Source organism: Nocardioides sp. (assembly GCF_047607365.1).
Classification (GTDB): domain Bacteria; phylum Actinomycetota; class Actinomycetes; order Propionibacteriales; family Nocardioidaceae; genus Nocardioides.
Genome location: NZ_JASGDD010000186.1, coordinates 1 through 18686, shown reverse-complemented (window position 1 = coordinate 18686; position 18686 = coordinate 1). Strand labels below are relative to the sequence as shown.

Sequence of the window (18686 nt, the reverse complement as noted above, 5' to 3'; positions counted from 1 at the left end):
GCCGGCCGGCCCACGGCCGCACGGGGGCGCGGCGGAGGCGTGGCCGCGCCCCACCATCTCGCGTCGCGCGCGGGCATCGAGGTCTTGTCGGCCGGCGGCAGCGCCGTCGACGCGGCGATCGCGGCCAACGCCGTGCTCACGGTGGTGGATCCCAGTGCCGCGGGCCTCGGCGGCGACGCGTTCTGGCTGGTCTGGTCGCCGCGGGACGGTCGTGTGGTCGGGCTCAACGGCTCGGGGCGCAGCGGCTCGCTGACCCCGCTCGCCGGCCGCGAGGGCACCCTCATGGAGCGCGTGGGGCCGGCTACCGTCACCGTGCCCGGAGCGGTACGGTCCTGGCTCGATGCCCACCGGCGCTTCGGCCGGCTGCCGACCGAGCGCCTCCTCGCTCCGGCGATCTCCGCCGCGCAGGACGGCTTCCCCGCCTCGCCCACCTTCGTGGACGACATCGAGTGGATGCATCGCGCTGCCACGGGATCGGCCCACGGCTCCGTGCTGGACGGGCTCCTCCGTCGCCACGGCCGGCCGTGGCGACCGAGCGAGATCGTCCGGTTGCCCCGCCTCGCCGCCACCCTCGACCGCCTGGCCACCGCCGGGCTGGCCGACTTCTACGAGGGCCAGATCGCCGCCGACCTCGAGCGCTACTTCCGCAGCATTTCGGCCCCCATCGCAGCAGGAGACCTCACCCGGCACACCTCCCTCTGGTGCGAGCCCGTCTCGGCCACCTATCGCGGCGTCGAGCTGGTCACGACGCCACCCAACAGCTCCGGCGTGACGGCTCTGGAGATCCTCTCCATCCTCGGCGAGACCGAGCCGCCGGCACCGGATGAAGTCGACACCGTCGGGTGGTGGCACCGGGGGATCGAGGCCGCCAAGCTCGCCCTCGCCGACCGCGACGCCGTCCTGACCGATCCCGACGATCTCGACCCGACCCGGGTTGCGTCCCTCCTCAGTCGCGAGGTGGCCCGCGACCGCGCTCGCCGGATCGCGCCGTACGCCGACCTCGACGGGCTCCCGGTCCGTGCCCTGGTGGGCGGGACCGCGGTGATCGTCACTGCCGATGCCGACGGCTCCATCGCGGTCCTGATCCAGTCGGTCGCGAGCCGCTTCGGAGCGCTGCTCGCCGATCCGGTCACCGGCGTGCACCTGCACAACCGCGGCTCGGCATTCTCGACCGATCCCGCCCACCCCAATGCGCTCCGCCCGGGAGCGCGGGTGGCCAGCTCGCTGATCCCGTTGATGGTCTTGAGGAACGGTCGCCCCTGGGTCGCCCTCGCGACGATGGGAGGCGACTCCCAGGCGCAGCTCGACGCTCAGGTCGTCTCGCGACTGGTCGACGGCCGGCAGTCGCCGGAGAGCGCGCTCGCCGCTCCTCGGTGGTACGCCGTGGCCGAGGAGGAGGCCGGTCCCACCCGGCGCGTGCGGTGCGAGCCGCACACGCCCGCGAGCCTCCTGGACGGGCTCGCGGGACTCGGGCACCAGATCGAGTCGACGTCGGCGCAGCGGCCGTGGACGGGCAGGATGCAGTGCCTCGCCGTCGAGGCGGACGGCACCCTCCTCGCCTGCACCGACCCACGGAGCCTCGACGGGGCGCCCGCGGTCGCGCTGCCCTCCTGAGGGCGTGCCTGAGCGCGAGCCCGGCGCGTACGCTGGTGCTCGTGCTCTCGCTGGTCGGCGCCGTCAAGCCCTATGCCCGCTGGGCGCTGAGCCATGGGCTGCTGCGTGCCGTCATCACGAAGGGCGCCAAGGAGGGGGACCTGCAGGGGCAGCTGATCCTCACCGCGAGCGACCCGAGCCGTGCCGGTGAGCTCGAGGGCCTCTACGACCAGATCCGCGACGAGGGCGGGATCTACCGCGGCCGGTTCAGCTACATCGCCGTCGGCCACGGCCTGGTCCGCGAGGTGCTGACCAGCAACGACTTCCGCACCGGCGTCCCGACGCTGCAGACGTCGCTCCTGGCCCGCCTCAACGCGATGGTGCGCAGCCAGGTGTTCTCGCCGGTCGAGCCGCCGAGCCTGCTGGTCACCGAGCCGCCCGACCACACCCGCTACCGCAAGCTCGTCACCCGCGTCTTCACCGCCCGAGCCGTCGAGCGGCTGCGCGAGCGCACCCAGGAGGTCGCCGAGGAGCTGATCGAGGGCCTGGATCCCAGCAGCCCCGTCGACCTCGTCCGCTCCTACTGCGGCCTCCTCCCCGTCACCGTGATCAGCGAGATCCTGGGCGTCCCCGTCGAGGAGCGCGAGCGCATCCTCGAGTACGGCGAGGGCGCGGCCGCCTCGCTCGACTTCGGTCTCCCCTGGTCGGTCTATCGCGGTGTCGACCGGGCGCTGCACGACTTCGACGGCTGGCTCACCGGCCACCTCGCCTGGCTGCGCGAGCACCCGGGCGACAACCTGCTGAGCCAGCTCATCGCGGCGCAGGAGGACGGCGTCGGCCTCACCGAGCTCGAACTCAAGGCGACCGCGGGGCTGGTGCTGGCCGCGGGCTTCGAGACCACCGTCAACCTGCTGAGCAACGGCATCGCGCTGCTGGCCGCGCACCCCGACCAGCTCGCCCGCCTGCGCCACGAGCCGGCCCTGTGGCCCAACGCCGTCGACGAGGTGCTCCGCCTCGACCCGCCGGTGCTGCTCACCGGCCGGATGGCGGCCGTCGACACCACCCTCGCGGGCCATGCCATCCCGGCCGGGACACCCGTCACGACCAGCCTGGCCGCCGCCAACCACGACCCCGACGTCTTCGACGACCCGCTCGCCTTCGACGTCGCCCGGCCCAACGCCCGCGACCACCTGGCGTTCAGCAGCGGCCGGCACTACTGTCTCGGCGCCCAGCTCGCGAAGATGGAGGGCGAGGTCGGGCTGCGCACCCTCTTCGACCGCTTCCCCGATCTGCGGCTCGAGCCGGGCTCGTCGCGCCGCACGACCCGCATCCTCCGCGGCTACCAGACCCTTCCGGTCGCGCTCGCCGACGCCGGCGCCACCGTGTGAACCCTGCCTGAAACACCGTCTCCGTACGCTGGCGGGGTGACCCGATCCGTCGAGGAGATCCTCGAGGCCGACCGCCGCTCCCCGGACCCTGCCGTCTTCGGCGGCGGCGTCGCCTCGGACACCCACCTGGCCGCCCTGCGCGCCTCCGTCCGGCAGCTCTCCACGCTGCTCGGCGAGGCCCTCGCCCGGCACGAGGGGGCCGAGCTGCTCGACCTCGTCGAGCGCGTACGCCGGCTGGCGCGTCGGCCGGATCGGGCGGACGAGCTCCACGAGGTGCTCGCCGGGGTCGACGACGACACGGCCGTCACGCTGGCGCGGGCCTTCACGGCGTACTTCCAGTTGGTCAACGCCACCGAGCAGCTCCACCGCTGGCGCGAGCTCGACGGCGCCGGCTCCACGCCGCTGGAGGCCGCGGTCGGACGGGTCGGCGAGGCGCTGGTCGCCGGCGACCTCGACCGGCCGCTGCTGGACGAGGTGCTCGGCCGGCTCGAGTACCGCCCGGTCTTCACCGCCCACCCCACCGAGTCCAGCCGCCGCAGCGTGCTGGTGCTGCTGCGCCGCATCGTCGACACGGTCGACGCGCTCGCCGACCCGCGGCGCGGCCCGTCCGACACGGCGGCCGAGCGGCGGCTCGCCGAGCTGGTCGACCTGCTGTGGCAGACCGACGAGCTGCGGGTGGCGCGGCCCGAGCCGAAGGACGAGGCGCGCACCGCGCTCTACTACCTCACCTCGCTGGCCACCGAGGTGGTGCCCGAGCTGCTCGCCGAGCTCGACCGGCAGCTCGCCGGCATCGGGGTCGACCTGCCGCCCACCGCGCGGCCGCTGCGCTTCGGCGCCTGGGCGGGCGGCGACCGCGACGGCAACCCCAACGTCACCCCGGCGGTCACGCTCGACGTGCTGCACCTGCAGTACCACTCCGGCCTCAGCACCCTGGCCGTGCTCGTCGACGACCTGATCGCCCAGCTCACCTCCTCGACCCGGATCGTCGAGGTGAGTCGTGAGCTGCGGGCCAGCCTGGAGGCCGATGCCGAGGTGCTGCCGATCACCTGGCGGACCATCCGGCGGCTCAACGCCGAGGAGCCCTACCGCTGCAAGCTGACCTTCATCAAGGTCCGACTGCAGCGCACCCTCGACCGGCTGGAGCAGGGGACGCCGCACGAGCCGGGTCGCGACTACCTGCACATCGGCGAGGTGATCGACGACCTCGCCCTGATCCGGGAGTCGCTGCTCATCGGCGGCGACGAGCTCAGCGGCGACGGGGCGATCCTCCGGATCCTGCGCACCGCCGTCGCCTTCGGCGCGGGCCTGGCCACGCTCGACGTGCGGGAGCACTCGGCCAAGCACCACGACGCGCTCGCCGACCTCTTCACCCGAATCGACCCGTCCAGCACCTACGGCGAGCTCGGCCACGCCGAGCGGATCGCCGTGCTGGCCGAGGAGATGGCGAGCCGCCGTCCGCTGCTCGGCGCGGTCCGCGCCGGGCTGGGCGAGGCCGCCACCGCCTCCCTCGACCTGATGGACACGATCCGGGTCGCGCTCGACACCTTCGGCCCCGAGGCCGTCGAGACCTACATCGTGTCGATGACGCACGACATCGACGACCTCTTCGCCGTGGTGGTCCTCGCCCGCGAGGCCGGGCTCGTCGATCCCGGATCCGGCCTGGGATCGGGTGAGGTGCCGGCGACCGCTCGGATCGGGTTCGCGCCGCTCTTCGAGACCGTCACCGAGCTCGAGTCGGCGGGGCCGCTGCTGGACGCCCTGCTCAGCGAGCCGTCCTACCGCCGGATCGTGCACGCCCGCGGCGACGTCCAGGAGATCATGCTCGGCTACTCCGACTCCTCCAAGGGCGCCGGCATCGCCGCCTCGCAGTGGCAGATCCACCGCGCCCAGCGGGCGCTGCGCGACGTCGCCCGCCACCACGGCGTGGTGCTGCGGCTCTTCCACGGCCGCGGCGGCTCCGTCGGGCGCGGTGGCGGCCCGACCGCCGAGGCGATCATGTCCCAGCCCTACGGCAGCCTCGAGGGGCCGATCAAGATCACCGAGCAGGGCGAGGTCATCTCGGACAAGTACTCCCTGCCCGGCCTCGGCCGGCACAACCTCGAGGGCGCGCTCGCGGCCGTGCTCGAGGCGTCGCTCCTCCACCGGAAGTCCCTGCTTCCGGCGGACGTCCTCGAGGGCTGGAACCAGACCATGGATTTGGTCGCGTCGGCCGGCCAGACGGCGTACGAGGGCCTCGTGGGGGACGCCTCGCTGGTGCCCTTCTTCGTGACCGCCACGCCCGTCGACGAGCTCGGGAAGCTCAACATCGGCTCCCGGCCGTCGAAGCGGCCCGGCGGCGTCGGCGGCCTCGACGACCTGCGCGCCATCCCGTGGGTCTTCGGCTGGACCCAGGCGCGGATCAACGTGCCGGGCTGGTTCGGCGTCGGCTCGGGCCTGGCCGCGGCGCGCGAGGCGGGGCGCGAGGAGACGCTGCGCGAGATGTACGGCTCGTGGGCGTTCTTCCGCACCTTCTGCTCCAACGTCCAGATGACGCTGGCGAAGACCGACCTCGACCTCGCGGCCGAGTACGTCGCCACGCTGGTGCCCGACGAGCACCGGCAGGTCTTCGACGTCATCCGCGCCGAGCACGAGCGCACGGTCACCGAGATCCTTGCGGTCACCGGGCAGGCGGAGCTGCTGGAGGAGGCGCCGGTGCTGCGCCGGACGCTGGAGCTGCGCAACTCCTACCTCGCGCCGCTGCATGCGCTCCAGGTCTCGCTGCTCTCCCGGACGCGGGCGCTCGAGGAGCCGAGCGACGAGCTCCAGCGGGCCCTCCTGCTGACCGTCAACGGCATCGCGGCGGGACTGCGCAACACCGGCTGAGCGTGCCGCGTCCGAACGGGCTCTCAGTGACGATGCGCCTCGCGGTGGAGCGCCCGCCAGGTCGCCAGGCCGTCGGCGAGCCCGCCGGCCAGGGACGAGCAGGCGTCGATCAGCGACCGAAGGTGGATCCGCATGGCTGTCTCCTCGCGTCCGCGCCGGGGCCGAGCCCCCGGACACCGATGAGACGGCGTCGCGTGGCAGCCATGACGCGTTCGCGCACGGCTCCGCAGGAGGCTCAGCGCGTGGCCGGCTCCGGGGACTCGCTGCCCGTCGCGGGAGGCGGGACCGCGGCGACCGCCGAGGAGGGCGTCGGCACCTTGCCCTCGGGCGCCCACCCCGGCGGCCCGAAAATCCAGCCGATGGCCTCCTTGGCCGACGACGAGCCGCGCACGTCGGTCCACAGCGCGCGGTAGTCGCCGAACTCGAGCTTGATCAGGTTGCTGGTGGTCACCGGCTTCGTCAGGCCGTAGGTGGGACGGCGTACCTCGGCGGTGAAGGTGCCGAACAGGCGGTCCCAGACGATGAGGATGCCGGCGTAGTTCTTGTCGAGGTACTCCGGGTCCGAGCCGTGGTGGACGCGGTGGTGCGACGGGGTGTTGAAGACCCACTCGATCGGGCGCGGGAGCCGGTCGATCGTCTCGGTGTGGACGAAGAACTGGTAGACGAGGTTGATCCCCCAGGCGGTGTAGATCGCCAGCGGCGAGACGCCGAGGAACGGCAGCGGCAGCCAGAAGACCAGCTCCCACCAGGGGTTCCACTTCTGTCGCAGCGCCGTGGCGAAGTTCATGTAGGCGCTGGAGTGGTGGGCCTGGTGCGCGGCCCAGCCGATGCGGGCGCGGTGCACGAAGCGGTGCTGCCAGTAGTACAGGAAGTCGACGCCGAGGATCATCAGCGCCCACGACCACCACGCGCCGGGCAGGTCGGTGGGCAGGTGGAAGGGCGCCAGCTCCTCGTAGATCCAGACGTAGAGCACGAAGCTGGCGGCCTTGAGCAGGATCGTCGAGACCAGCGAGCCGGCGCCCATGAGGATCGAGGTCCGCGCGTCGACGCGCTCGTAGCCCGTCCGGGCGCGGTCGCCCGCCGAGGCCACCAGGGTGTCGTCGTGGTCGAGCCACTTCAGGGCGGCGAGCTCGATCACGATCGAGAGCAGGAAGACCGGGATCGCGTACGTGACCGGGTTGTGCCACGGGTCCAGCAGGTCGTGCAACGTCGTCTCCTTCGGCAACGTCTGCGATGAGGCAGCGTGAATTGACTCTCGGGTAAGTTACCCCAGAGTCAATTGTCTGTCTAGACTGCTCGCATGGCCGGAACCAAGGGCGTCCCGCGGGCGGATCGCGAGGAGCAGATCCTCGCCGCCGCCACCGACGTCTTCGGCGCCACGGGCTTCGCCGCGACCTCGGTCGCGGAGGTCGCGGCGCGGGCAGGCATCTCCAAGCCGCTCGTCTACGCCTACTTCGGCTCCAAGGAGGGCCTCTTCACCGCCTGCCTCCATCGGGCGGGCGACATCCTGGCCGACGAGATGGAACGGGTCGCCGCCGGTGGCGCGGTCGGCCTCGAGCGGGCGCTGCTCACGCTCGAGGGGCTCTTCGCGGTGCTCGAGCCGCAGCCGTCGACCTGGCGGCTCTTCTTCGATCCCACCCTGCCGCGCGATCAGGCGGTGACCGAGGAGCTCGCCCGCTACACCGACCGGATCACCCGCCTGGCCGAGCAGGGCGTCGGCGAGATGATGCGGCTCGCGGGCAACGACGACCCGCGCGACGTCTCCGCGATGGTGCGGGTCTGGATGAGCATCGTCGACGCCCTCGTCGGCTGGTGGCTCGACCACCCCGACGAGACTCCGGCGACGATGACCGATCGCTGCGTGCGGCTCTTCGGCGCCGCGCTCTCGGCCGACCTCTCCGGGCTGTCGGTGAGATAGCTGCCGGTGAAGGGGCGTCGCGGGCAGGTCCGGCGGCGCGTCGATCAGCAGGTGGCGATCGGGTGGCGCCTCAGGGAGCGACCCAGACCTTGCGCAGCGTCTCGGTGACGGTCCAGCGGGTCTGCTCTCCGGCCCGCAGCCGTACGACGACACCCGGACGCAGCGCCACCGACTCCCCGTCGGCGAAGGTCACCGTGCCCGACCCGGCGATCACCGCGAAGACCTCGTCGGCCTCGGTGTCGGTGACCGTGCCCGCGGTCAGCTCCCAGATCCCGATCTCGGCGCCGCCGAGCTGGTGCAGCGTCGCGACCCCCGCGCTCGGCGCGCCCTCGACGACCGCGTCCGCGTCGAGCGGGAGGTCGTCGAGGGCGAGGCTGAGGGCGTCGGTCGCGCGGGGCTCCATGCGCTCAGTCTGCCCGTGCCGCTGCCCTGGCGGTGGAGCGCGGGGTGAACAGCGCGGCGACGAAGCCGATCGCGACGGCGGCGGCGCCGGTGAGCAGCGCGGGGCCGACGGCACCGTCGTACCCCGTGGGCGAGATCGTCCCGCCGTTGCCGGTGAACACCGCGGTCAGCAGGGCGATGCCGAGCGCCACCCCGAACTCGCGGATCGTCGAGTTCGACGAGCTCGCGATGGCGAAGTCGTGCTCGGCCAGCCCGCCCATGACGGCGTTGGAGATCGACGGGAACACCAGCCCCATGCCCACGCCGGCCATGACCAGGGGCGGCACGAAGCCGCCGTACGACGCCTCCGACTCGGCCAGTGCGGCGAACCACACCAGCGCCCCCGCCTGCAGGGCCAGGCCGACGAGCAGCAGCGGCCGCAGCCCGATCCGCGAGGAGAACGCGCCGGCGAGCGGCGCGACGACCATCGGCGCGGCGGTCCAGGGCAGCGTGCGGATGCCGGCCTCGAGCGGGGTGTAGCCGTTGACCACCTGGAGGTACTGCGATAGCAGGAACACCGCGCCGAACATGCCCGCCGAGAAGCCGAGCGCGACGACGTTGGCCACCGCGAAGCTGCGCGAGCGGTAGAGCCGCAGCGGCAGCACGGCGTCCACGCGGCGGCGGGCGTGCACGACGTACGCCGGCAGCAGCAGCCCCGCCAGGACCAAGGGGATCAGCACGCCGGTCGAGGTCCAGCCGTCGTCGTTGCCGTGCACGATGCCCCAGATCCCGGCGAAGACGGCGCCACCGATGAGTGCGGTGCCGATCGGGTCGAGGCGGCTCCAGACGCCACGCGACTCGCGGACGGTCACGAGGATCAGCGGGAGCGCGAGGACCGCGACCGGGACGTTGATCCAGAAGATCGCCTGCCAGCTGATCCCGTCGACGACGGCGCCGCCGATGACCGGACCGAGGGCGACGCCGAGTCCGGAGACGCCGCCCCAGATGCCGATGGCGGCGGGTCGCATCCTCTCCGAGACGTTCGCCGCGAGGAGGGTGAGGGAGAGCGGCATGATCGCGGCCGCCCCCAGGCCCTGGACGGCCCGCGCCGCGATGAGCGTGCCGGAGCTCGTCGAGAGCGCCGAGCCGATCGAGGCCAGGGTGAAGACGACGATCCCGCCGATCATCACCCGGCGCCGGCCGATCCGGTCGCCCAGCGTCGCCGCCGGGAGCATGAAGGTCGCGAAGGCCAGCGTGTAGGCGTTGAGGAACCACGACAGCTGGCCGACCGAGGCGCCGAGGTCGACCTGGATCACCGGCAGCGCGGTGGTCATCACGAGGTTGTCGAGCGTGGCCATGAACATGGGGAGGCTGACCGCGAGGATCGTCAGCCAGAGCGGGACGGTGCGGGGCGCACGTGCCGTGCCCGCCGCGGGAGGCGTGAGGGTGGTGGTCATCGAGACTCCATAAGTTGGCATCGAATGATTACAACAACGATCATGACGTTAAGTAATCGACTGATAACATGTCAAGCGTGAACGTGCGAATGCCTGCCGAGGAGCGCCGGGAGCTGATCGTCGCGGCGGCCACGCGGGCCTTCGCCGCGGGCGGCTACGCCGGCACCAGCACCGACGCCGTGGCCAAGGAGGCAGGCGTCAGCCAGCCGTACGTCGTCCGCATGTTCGGCACGAAGCTCGACCTCTTCCTCGTGGTCTTCGCGAGTGCGTGCGCGCGCATCCAGGAGAGCTTCTGCGCGGTCATCGACGCCGGCTTCGACCCCGCGAGCGAGGAGGACTTCCACCGCCTCGGCGGCGCGTACGTCGACCTGCTGGCCGACCGGGACTGGCTGCAGGTGATGATGCACGGCTTCACCGCCTCGGCCGCGGTGCCCGAGATCGGCGACTCGGCCCGGCAGCGGATGGGCGCCATCTTCGACACCCTGCGGCGCACCGGGTGGAGCGACGAGGAGGTGCGGGAGTTCATCGCCCACGGCATGCTGCTCAACGTGCTGCTCTCCATCGGCGCCTTCGAGAACGCTCCCGGGGCGCTGGGGGACCTCGTCCGCGCGTGCATCCCCGAGCATCACGAGAGGACCGAGTCGTTCACCGCCAAGCACGGCCTGCGCCGCCCATGACCGCCGAGTCGGGCCTCGGAGCGGTCGAGTGGGGCCTGGGAACCGTCGAGTCGGGGCTTGGGTCCGCGGTGCTCGTGGTCGGTGGAGCGAACGTCGACCTCAAGGCCCGCTCGGCCGCCCCGCTGGTGCCGGAGACGTCCAATCCCGGCTCGACCGTCCTGTCGCCGGGCGGGGTGGGCCGCAACATCGCCGAGGTCGCGGCGCGGCTCGGTGCCCGGGTCTCCCTCGTGTCGATCGTCGGCGCCGACGCGCTCGGCGACGACCTGCTCGGCACCACCGCCGAGGCGGGCGTCGACATCGCGCTCGTCCAGCGCACCGCGACCGCGACGGGCACCTACACCGCCCTGCTCGACGCCACCGGCGACCTCGTCGCCGCCGTCGCCGACATGGCGGCGATCGAGCAGCTCGACCCGGCCCCCGTCGCCGCGGTGATCGCGCACGCCGAGCCCGGCACGATCGTCGTCCTCGACGGCAACCTCCTCCCCGATGCCCTCGCCCACCTCCTCGCCGCCGCCGGCAGCGGCCTCCGCGTCGTCCTCGACCCCGTCTCCGTCCCGAAGGCCGTCCGCCTCCTCCCGGCCCTCGCCGGCCCGCCGACTGCTGGCGAACCGGTTCGGGATGCCTCACCGGGCTCGGTCTCACCGGCAGTCGCGCGCTCGGCCGGCCCGGCGTGGGCAGGTCTCTTCCTCCTCACGCCGAACCGCGACGAGCTGGCCGCGCTGACCGGGCTGGCGGTCGACACCGACGACGCCCTGATCGCCGCGGCGGAGTCGCTGCGCGAGCGCGGCATCACGTGGGTGTGGGTGCGACTCGGGGCGGCCGGCTCGGTGATGGTCGGCCCCGACGGGGCGACCGTCCTGCCGGCGTACTCCGTCGACGTCGTCGACGTGACGGGCGCGGGCGATGCCATGCTGGGCGCCTTCTGCCAGGCTCTCGCGTCCGGGGCGAGCGTCGAGGAGGCCGCGCGGATCGGCCAGGCCGCCGCCGCGCTCACGGTCGCCAGCCCCGACACGGTCCGCACGGACCTCACCCCCGCTCTGATCAGCACGCTCATGAAGGAGACGACCGATGCTGCAGCTCACTGACGAGATCCGCGCCGCGCTCGCCGAGGGCCGGCCGGTCGTCGCACTCGAGTCGACGATCATCAGCCACGGCATGCCCTACCCGCGCAACGTCGCGATGGCCCGCGAGGTCGAGCAGATCGTCCGCGACGGCGGCGCCGTCCCGGCGACGATCGCGATCCTCGACGGCGTTCCGCGGATCGGGCTCTCCGACGACGAGCTGGAGCTGCTCGGCTCGGCGCCGGACGTCACCAAGGTGAGCGTCCGCGACCTCCCGTACGTCGTCGCCCGCAGGCTCCACGGTGCGACCACGGTCGCCTCCACCATGCGGCTGGCCGCCCTCGCCGGCATCCGGGTCTTCGTCACCGGCGGCCTCGGCGGCGTCCACCGCGGCGCCTCGACGTCCTTCGACATCTCGGCCGACCTGACCGAGCTCGGCCAGACCTCGGTCGCCGTCGTCAGCGCGGGCGTGAAGTCGATCCTCGACATCGGGCTCACCCTGGAGACGTTGGAGACCCTGGGCGTCCCGGTGCTGGTCAACGGGGCCGACGAGTTCCCGAGCTTCTACTCCCGCGAGTCGGGCTTCGCCGCGCCGATGCGCGTCGACGGCCCCGCCGAGACCGCGGCCGTGCTGGCGGCCAAGTGGGACGGCCCCACAGGACTGGGCCTGCCGGGCGGCGTGGTGATCGCCAACCCGATCCCGGTCGCCGACGAGATCCCGGCCGACGAGATCGGCGCGATCATCGACCAGGCCCTTGCCGCCGCGGACGCCGAGGGCGTGCGGGGCAAGGACATCACGCCGTACCTCCTCGCGAAGATCGTCGAGCTCACCGGCGGCGCCTCCCTGACCGCCAACATCGCGCTGGTGAAGTCGAACGCGGCCTTCGGCGCGGCCGTCGCCGTCGCACTGGCGGCCACGTGACAGGCTGCGGCCATGGACGAGCCGTCGACTGAGCGCATGCCGGCGGCGATCCGGCGCGCCGTCGAGGAGTACGCCGCGGGCTACGACGACCTCGGCCGTGCGGGGAGTCTCGCCATCGCGCTGCTCGAGCGCATCCTCGACGAGTCGGGCATCAACTACCTCACCGTGACCGGCCGGACGAAGTCGATCACGAGCTTCGCGGAGAAGGCGACGCGGCGCGGCGCCGACGGCGCGCTGCTCTACCCCGACCCGCTTACCCAGATCACCGACCAGCTCGGCACCCGGGTCATCACCTACGTCCAGGGTGACGTCGACCTGGTCGCCGCGCTGCTGGCCGACCAGCTGATCCTCGTCGACGACCGGGACCTGGGGCAGGAGACGGCCGACGAGGGGCGCTTCGGCTACGCGAGCAGACACGTGTGGGTCAGGCTGGACCCGCAGCGCGAGGCCGACCCGGCGTACGCACCGCTCCACGGCCGCATCGTCCAGGTCCAGATCCGCACGGTGCTGCAGCACGCGTGGGCCCAGTTCGAGCACGACATCCGCTACAAGGGCACCATCCCCGAGGAGCATCGCAGCGACTTCGACCGGCGCTTCACGCTGGCGGCCGGCCTGCTGGAGCTGGCCGACCGCGAGTTCTCCACGATCCGCGACACCCTGCGCACCACCCCGGCCGCGGCCGGCGGCGCGCCCGACGACGACCCGCGCCTGGAGCCGCGCGAGCTCGCCGCCTTCCTCGCCGGGCAGTACGCCGACGCCGGCTGGTCACGCGCCGACCACTACGAGTGGATCTCCGGGCTGTTGCTGGAGCTCGGCGTCACCTCGCTCGACGAGCTCGGAGACGTGCTCCGCCCGACGCTCGCCTGGCGGATCCCGGAGCGCATGGACTACCGCTATCCGCCCGGCGCCGTGCGACGCCTCGACGACGCCCTGCTGGCGGTCTTCGGCACGCGCTACGTCGAGCTGCACGGCAACGCGCACCGCGTGGAGCTGCTCCGCCAGCGCCTCGCGCGCCTGGACCGCTCGACCTCCTGATCCCCACGTGTCACGGTGCCCCCGGGGCCAGGGCCGGGGTCAGCGGGAGAGCCAGGCCGCGTAGGAGTCGAAGCTGAACGGCCTCCCGAGGAAGTCGGCGACCAGGTCGGCGGCGTCCTTCTCCCCGCCCCGGCCCAGCACCAGGTCGCGGTACCGCCCGGCCACCTCGGCGTCGAACAGGTCGGCCGGGTCGAACGCCGAGAAGAGGTCCTTCGCGATCACCAGCGACCACATGTAGGTGTAGTAGGCCGACGAGTAGCCGCCCAGATGGCCGAAGTCGGCGAAGAAGTGCGTCCCCTCGATCCACCGCGTCGGCGCGTAGCGATCCTGCAGCTCCACCATCGTCGCGGTGAGGTCGTCGGGCCGCAGCGCGTGGAACCAGTAGGAGATCGCGGCGTAGAACATCTGCTGGCGCGCCTGGATCCCCTTGCCGAACTCCTCGCCGGCCCGCATCTTCTCCACCAGCTCGGCGGGGATCGGCTCCCCGGCCGCGTCGGTCGCGAACGAGCCGAGCACGACGGCGTCCCACGCCCACTCCTCGAGCATCTGCGACGGCGCCTCGACGAAGTCCCACTCGGTCGCGACGCCGGAGAAGCGCTGTCGGCGGGAGTGCCCGCCCACCAGGTGGTGCAGCAGGTGGCCGAACTCGTGGAAGAGGGTGACGACGTCGTCGTGCTCCATCAGCCCGCGCGGGAAGTTGCAGACCAGCACGCCCTCCGGCTCCTGCACTCCCTCGACCCCGTCGACGAGCGTGAACTGGGCCGCGTGCTTGTACTTCCCCTCGCGTGGGTGGAGGTCGAGGTAGATCCGGCCGAGCCGCTCGCCGCCGTCCACCAGCGCGACGTCGTACGACGTCACGTCGGGGTGCCACACCGCGGCGTCCGCCACCTCCGCGTAGCTCAGCCCGAACAGCCGCCCGGTCACGTCGAGCAGCCCGGCTCGCACCTTGCCGAAGTCGAAGTAGCGCCGCACGACCTGCGCGTCGACGTCGAACCGCTCGCGGCGGATCACCTCGGAGTAGAAGGCGGTGTCGGCCGCGGTCAGCTCGGGCGCCTCCGGGACGTCGGCCCGCAGCCGCTCGAACAGCACCGCCACGTCCCGTCGCATCGCCTCCTCCGACGCGGCCGCGATCTTGTCGATGAACTCCGGGATGGCGCCGCCGTCGCCGATCATCTTCACCTCGGCGTCGTACGACGGCCAGTCGGCGTAGCCGAGGAGCGTGGCCAGCTCGTGGCGCTTGGCGAAGAGCTCCCGGAGCACCGGCTCGGTCGTCGGGTAGCCCTTGTTCTGCATCGTCGTGACCATCTCCAGCCGCAGCGCGCGGTCGGTCGCGAAGGTCCGCAGCGGGAACGCGTCGGGATAGTCGGTCGTGATCGCCACCAGCCCGTCCTCGCCGACGGGGTGCGCCTCGATCCAGTCGGCCGGCAGCCCGTCGAGACGGGACGGCTCGACCCGGATCGTGCGGACGTCGTCGCGCAGGATCCGGCTGAACTCGATGTCGAGGGTGGTGGTCCGCTCGGTCAGCTCCGCGACCCTCGCGCGCACCTCGTCGGGCTGGTCGACGCCCGCGCGGCGGAAGTCGCGCAGCACCCGCTCGAGATAGCGCGCGTCGACCTCGTCGAGCCCCTCGGTCTGGTCCGTGGGCAGCCCCGAGAACGCCGCGTAGAGCGCCGGGTCCTGGTTGAGCGAGGTGGCCAGCTTCTGCACCGCGACCAGATGTCCCTCGCAGGCCTCGCGAGTGGCCTCGTCGGGGTGCACCGAGGAGAGCAGCGACGCCGCGCCCCCGATGTTGGACAGGGCCGTCTCGAGCTCGTTCCACGCGCCGAGCACCGCGAGCGCGTCGCTCTCGCCGCTGGGCGACGCCGCGCGCAGGCCGTCGGCGATCTCGGTGGCACGCGCGAGCCCGGCTGCGGCGCGGGCGTCGATCCACTCGCGGATCTCCTCGGCGGGGGGCAGGCTCAGCGGCTCCAGTGGCATGTCATGAGACTAGCCAGCGCCTCCGACAAGCTGGTCGCGCCGGCGCTGCAGGTGCGCGCGCTGGGCCGGGTTGCCGCTCAGCGCGATCGCGGCGTCGTAGGCGGCGGCCGCGTCCTCGCTGCGGCCCAGGCGGCGGAGCAGCTCGGCGCGGCTCGCGTGCCAGGCGTCGTACGACGTCAGCCCGGTCGCGTCGACCAGCGCGAGCCCCACCGCCGGCCCGTCGAGCTCCGCGACGGCCACGGCCCGGTTGAGCGCCACGACCGGCGTCGGCGCGATCCGCATCCACTGGTCGTAGAGCGCGACGACCTGGCTCCAGTCCGTGTCGGCGAAGCTCGGCGCCGACACGTGGACCGCGTTGATCGCCGCCTGGATCTGATACGGCCCGGGGCGCGAGACGGCCAGGCACTCGCGCACCAGCGAGACGCCCTCCGCGATGAGCGGCCGGGACCAGCCGCCGCGATCCTGGTCGGCCAGCGTGACCAGCTCCCCGCCGGCGAGACGCGAGGAGCGCCGGGCGTCGGTGAGGAGCATGAGGGCGAGCAGCCCGGTCGCCTCGGGCTCGCCCGGAAGCAGGGCGCGCAGCACGCGTGCCAGCCGGATCGCCTCGCCGATGAGCTCGGCCCGTACGGCCTCCTCGCCGGCGGTGGCGAGATAGCCCTCGTTGAAGATGAGGTAGACCACGGCCAGGACGGTCGCGAGCCGGTCGGGGAGGTCGGCGGCCTCCGGCACGCGATAGGGGATGCCCGCCGCCTTGATCTTCGCCTTCGCCCGGGTGATCCGCTGCCCGACCGCCGCCTCGCTTGAGAGCAGGGCGCGGGCGATCTCCGCGACGGTGAGGCCGCCGAGCAGGCGCAGCGTCAGGGCCAGGCGGGCCTCGGCCGCGAGCGCCGGGTGGCAGCAGGTGAAGATCAGCCGCAGCCGGTCGTCCTCCACCACGCCGACCGGCTCGTGCGGCGTCGTGTCCTCGATCATCATCGCGGCACCCTCCTTCGCGTCCCGCTGCGACTCCCGCCGCAGCCGGTCGAGCGCCCGCCGGGTCGCGGTGGTGGTCAGCCACCCGCCCGGATTCGGGGGAACGCCGTCGGCCGGCCACCTCTCGGCGGCGACGACGAGGGCCTCGCCGGCCGCCTCCTCGGCGATGTCGAGATCACCGAAGCGGCGCGCCAGCGAGGCGACCACCCGGCCGTACTCCTCGCGGAAGACGGCGTCGAGACTGCTCACCGGCGTGATCGGATCAGGACTGGAACGGTCGGACCTCGACCTTGCCGCGGCAGGCGTGCGAGCCCTCGGCTGCGAGCCTCAGCGCGACGTCGAGGTCGGGGGCCTCGATCACCCAGAAGCCGCCGATGTGCTCGCGCGTCTCGAGGTAGGGGCCGTCGGTCAGCACGGGCCTGTCGCCCGTGCCGTCGACCACGGTGGCGTGCGAGGCGGAGACCAGGCCGCCGGCGAAGACGAAGTAGCCCTCGTCGATGATCCGCTGGTTGAACGCCCCGGTGGCCGCCATCGCCGCCTCGGCCTCGGCTTGCGAGGAGTAGGAGCCGAACCTGCCGGCCGCCGGGTCGTAGTCCGACTCGGGGCCGTGCACGGAGAGGAGGTACTGCGCCATCTCAGCCCTCCTCCCCGTCGACCTCGGGCGGCCCGACGATCGGGCGGACCTCCTGCGGGCAGCGGCACGCGGCCGAGAAGCGCGCCGCCCACTTCTGGGCCGTGGCGAGGTCGGGCGCCTCGACGATCGTGAAGCCTCCCATCGTCTCCTTCGACTCGGTGAAAGGCCCGTCGGTGACCACCGTCTCCCCCGTGGTCGCGTCGACCACGGATGCGGTGTCGTCCCGGCCGAGCCCGCCCGCGAAGACGAAGACGCCCTCCGCCCGGAGGTCGGCGAGGACGACGTCGACGTCCTCCATGATCTGCTGCAGGTCGGCGTTGGTGAGCGTGGCGTAGTCGGGCTCGCCCACCACGCCGATCAGGTACTGCGCCATCTCGGCTCCTCGTGTCCGGGGCGGTCCGGTGACCACCCTCCACCATCTCCACGAACGGGGCCACCAGGATCCGACAGGCCGGGGCCAAGTAAATTCTCCGGAGCCATGGCACTCAAGGACCTCCTCGCCGACACCCGGCCGCTGCAGAACCCCTACTTCCGCCGGCTGTGGTTCGCCGAGATGATCACGGTCGTCGGCGCCCAGCTGACGATCGTCGCGGTGCCGGCCCAGATCTACGCCGACACCGGCTCGACGGCGTACGTCGGTCTGACGGGTGTCTTCGGGCTGGTCCCCCTCATCGTCTTCGGCCTGTACGGCGGCGCCCTCTCGGACGCCTTCGACCGCCGCACGATCGTGCGGATCACGAGCATCGGGCTCATCGTCTGCTCGGCGCTGTTCTTCCTCCAGGCGCTCGCGGGCAACGAGAACCCGTGGCTGCTGCTCACCCTCTTCGCCGTGCAGCAGTCGTTCTTCGCCGTCGACGCCCCCACCCGCGCCGCGATCCTGCCGCGGATCCTGGACAAGGAGGTGCTGCCGGCGGCCAACTCGCTGCACTACACGGTCTTCCAGGCCGGTGCGATCGCCGGCCCGCTCGTCGCCGGCGTGCTGATCCCGATCACGGGCTTCCCACTGCTCTACGCCCTCGACACCCTCGCCCTCTTCGCGATCCTGTACGCCGTCGTGCGGCTGCCCAAGCTGCCGGTCGAGGGCGACGTGCAGGTGCCCGGCATCAAGTCGGTGATCGACGGCCTCGTCTACCTCAAGGGGCAGCCGATCCTCCTGATGAGCTTCCTGGTCGACATCATCGCGATGGTCTTCGGGATGCCGCGCGCGCTCTTCCCCGAGCAGGCGCACACCCACTTCCACGGCCCGGTCGACGGTGGCATCGCGTTCGCGCTGCTCTTCGCCGCGATCCCGGCCGGTGCCGTCATCGGCGGCGTGCTGGGAGGCTGGCTCTCGCGCGTGCGCCGGCAGGGCCTCGCGGTGGTCTGGTGCATCGTGGTCTGGGGGCTGGGCGTCACGGTCTACGGCGTCGCCGACTGGCTCGCCCCGCACACGGGCGAGCACGGCTGGGTCGTGATGCTCGCGATCGCCCTGATCGCGCTCGCCGTGGCCGGCGCGGCCGACATGTTCTCCGCCGCGATGCGCACCTCGATCCTGCAGAGCGCGGCCGACGACTCGGTGCGCGGCCGGCTCCAGGGGGTCTTCACCGTGGTCGTCGGCGGTGGCCCGCGCATCTCCGACACCCTCCACGGCGGCGTGGCCGCCGGCATCGGGGTCTCCGCGACCGCCGCGGGCGGCGGGATCCTCGTCGTCATCGGCGTGGTGATCGCGGCGCTCGTCGTGCCGAGCTTCGTCCGCTACACCGTCCCCAGATAGCCGAGTGGGGCCTCCCCTGCCCCCGAGTGGGGCCTCCCCTGCCCCCCACTCGGGGG

16 protein-coding genes are annotated in these 18686 nt (G+C 72.7%); 9 read left to right on the top strand and 7 right to left on the bottom strand.

The genetic code is table 11. The features are described 5' to 3' along the window. From QM572_RS14255 to ppc, 3 genes are all read left to right on the top strand, one after another. On the top strand, nucleotides 1-1614 hold a 1614-nt coding region (locus QM572_RS14255; RefSeq protein ID WP_415094217.1), incomplete at its 5' end, for a gamma-glutamyltransferase family protein. A 41-nt stretch (nucleotides 1615-1655) separates the two neighbouring features. After that, complete coding sequence (locus QM572_RS14250) at nucleotides 1656-2981, top strand: cytochrome P450 (protein ID WP_415094215.1); 1326 nt, start codon at nucleotides 1656-1658, stop codon at nucleotides 2979-2981. A gap of 36 nt (nucleotides 2982-3017) precedes the next feature. Then, entirely contained in the window at nucleotides 3018-5843 is a 2826-nt protein-coding gene (gene ppc, locus QM572_RS14245) for a phosphoenolpyruvate carboxylase (RefSeq protein ID WP_415094213.1), read from the top strand. Nucleotides 5844-6078: 235 nt separating this feature from the next. Here ppc and QM572_RS14240 read toward each other — a convergent pair whose 3' ends face one another. Next, nucleotides 6079-7050 carry a sterol desaturase family protein gene (locus QM572_RS14240; protein WP_415094212.1) on the bottom strand — a complete coding sequence of 324 codons (972 nt, stop codon included), beginning with the start codon at nucleotides 7048-7050 and terminating at the stop codon, nucleotides 6079-6081. Nucleotides 7051-7143: 93 nt separating this feature from the next. Between QM572_RS14240 and QM572_RS14235 the strand changes: the two genes are divergently transcribed. Next, entirely contained in the window at nucleotides 7144-7761 is a 618-nt protein-coding gene (locus tag QM572_RS14235; protein WP_415094210.1) for a TetR/AcrR family transcriptional regulator, read from the top strand. Between the two features lie 70 nt (nucleotides 7762-7831). Here QM572_RS14235 and QM572_RS14230 read toward each other — a convergent pair whose 3' ends face one another. Together QM572_RS14230 and QM572_RS14225 are read right to left on the bottom strand one after the other, a co-directional pair. Then, the gene (locus tag QM572_RS14230; RefSeq protein WP_415094208.1) at nucleotides 7832-8164 is read right to left on the bottom strand and encodes a cupin domain-containing protein; all 333 of its coding nucleotides are present in this window, start codon (nucleotides 8162-8164) and stop codon (nucleotides 7832-7834) included. Nucleotides 8165-8168: 4 nt separating this feature from the next. After that, on the bottom strand, nucleotides 8169-9599 hold the full coding sequence (locus QM572_RS14225; protein ID WP_415094206.1) for a DHA2 family efflux MFS transporter permease subunit: 1431 nt from the start codon (nucleotides 9597-9599) through the stop codon (nucleotides 8169-8171). A gap of 77 nt (nucleotides 9600-9676) precedes the next feature. Between QM572_RS14225 and QM572_RS14220 the strand changes: the two genes are divergently transcribed. Genes QM572_RS14220 through QM572_RS14205 form a run of 4 tightly spaced genes read left to right on the top strand, consistent with a single transcriptional unit; the run spans nucleotide 9677 to nucleotide 13294 of the window. Beyond that, nucleotides 9677-10276, top strand: a complete 600-nt coding sequence (locus QM572_RS14220; RefSeq protein WP_415094204.1) for a TetR/AcrR family transcriptional regulator — start codon at nucleotides 9677-9679, stop codon at nucleotides 10274-10276. After that, nucleotides 10273-11361: a PfkB family carbohydrate kinase gene (locus QM572_RS14215; RefSeq protein ID WP_415094202.1), complete on the top strand. Its 1089-nt coding sequence runs from the start codon at nucleotides 10273-10275 to the stop codon at nucleotides 11359-11361. Before QM572_RS14220 ends, QM572_RS14215 begins: the two co-directional genes overlap by 4 nt. Continuing rightward, on the top strand, nucleotides 11345-12259 hold the full coding sequence (locus QM572_RS14210; RefSeq protein WP_415094200.1) for a pseudouridine-5'-phosphate glycosidase: 915 nt from the start codon (nucleotides 11345-11347) through the stop codon (nucleotides 12257-12259). Before QM572_RS14215 ends, QM572_RS14210 begins: the two co-directional genes overlap by 17 nt. 12 nt (nucleotides 12260-12271) lie before the next feature. Beyond that, complete coding sequence (locus QM572_RS14205) at nucleotides 12272-13294, top strand: GTP pyrophosphokinase (protein WP_415094198.1); 1023 nt, start codon at nucleotides 12272-12274, stop codon at nucleotides 13292-13294. Between the two features lie 39 nt (nucleotides 13295-13333). Here QM572_RS14205 and QM572_RS14200 read toward each other — a convergent pair whose 3' ends face one another. The 4 genes from QM572_RS14200 to QM572_RS14185 are packed head-to-tail and all read right to left on the bottom strand — an operon-like array spanning nucleotide 13334 to nucleotide 17250. Further along, the gene (locus QM572_RS14200) at nucleotides 13334-15271 is read right to left on the bottom strand and encodes a M3 family metallopeptidase (RefSeq protein ID WP_415094196.1); all 1938 of its coding nucleotides are present in this window, start codon (nucleotides 15269-15271) and stop codon (nucleotides 13334-13336) included. A 9-nt stretch (nucleotides 15272-15280) separates the two neighbouring features. Beyond that, a complete protein-coding gene (locus QM572_RS14195; RefSeq protein ID WP_415094219.1) occupies nucleotides 15281-16501 on the bottom strand; it encodes an RNA polymerase sigma factor in 1221 nt (406 codons plus the stop codon). A 4-nt stretch (nucleotides 16502-16505) separates the two neighbouring features. Next, entirely contained in the window at nucleotides 16506-16877 is a 372-nt protein-coding gene (locus QM572_RS14190; protein ID WP_415094194.1) for a YciI family protein, read from the bottom strand. A gap of 1 nt (nucleotide 16878) precedes the next feature. Further along, complete coding sequence (locus QM572_RS14185) at nucleotides 16879-17250, bottom strand: YciI family protein (protein ID WP_415094192.1); 372 nt, start codon at nucleotides 17248-17250, stop codon at nucleotides 16879-16881. A gap of 105 nt (nucleotides 17251-17355) precedes the next feature. On the opposite strand from QM572_RS14185, the gene QM572_RS14180 reads away from it, so the two are divergent. Beyond that, nucleotides 17356-18630: an MFS transporter gene (locus QM572_RS14180; protein ID WP_415094190.1), complete on the top strand. Its 1275-nt coding sequence runs from the start codon at nucleotides 17356-17358 to the stop codon at nucleotides 18628-18630. The last annotated feature ends 56 nt before the right edge of the window (nucleotides 18631-18686 follow it).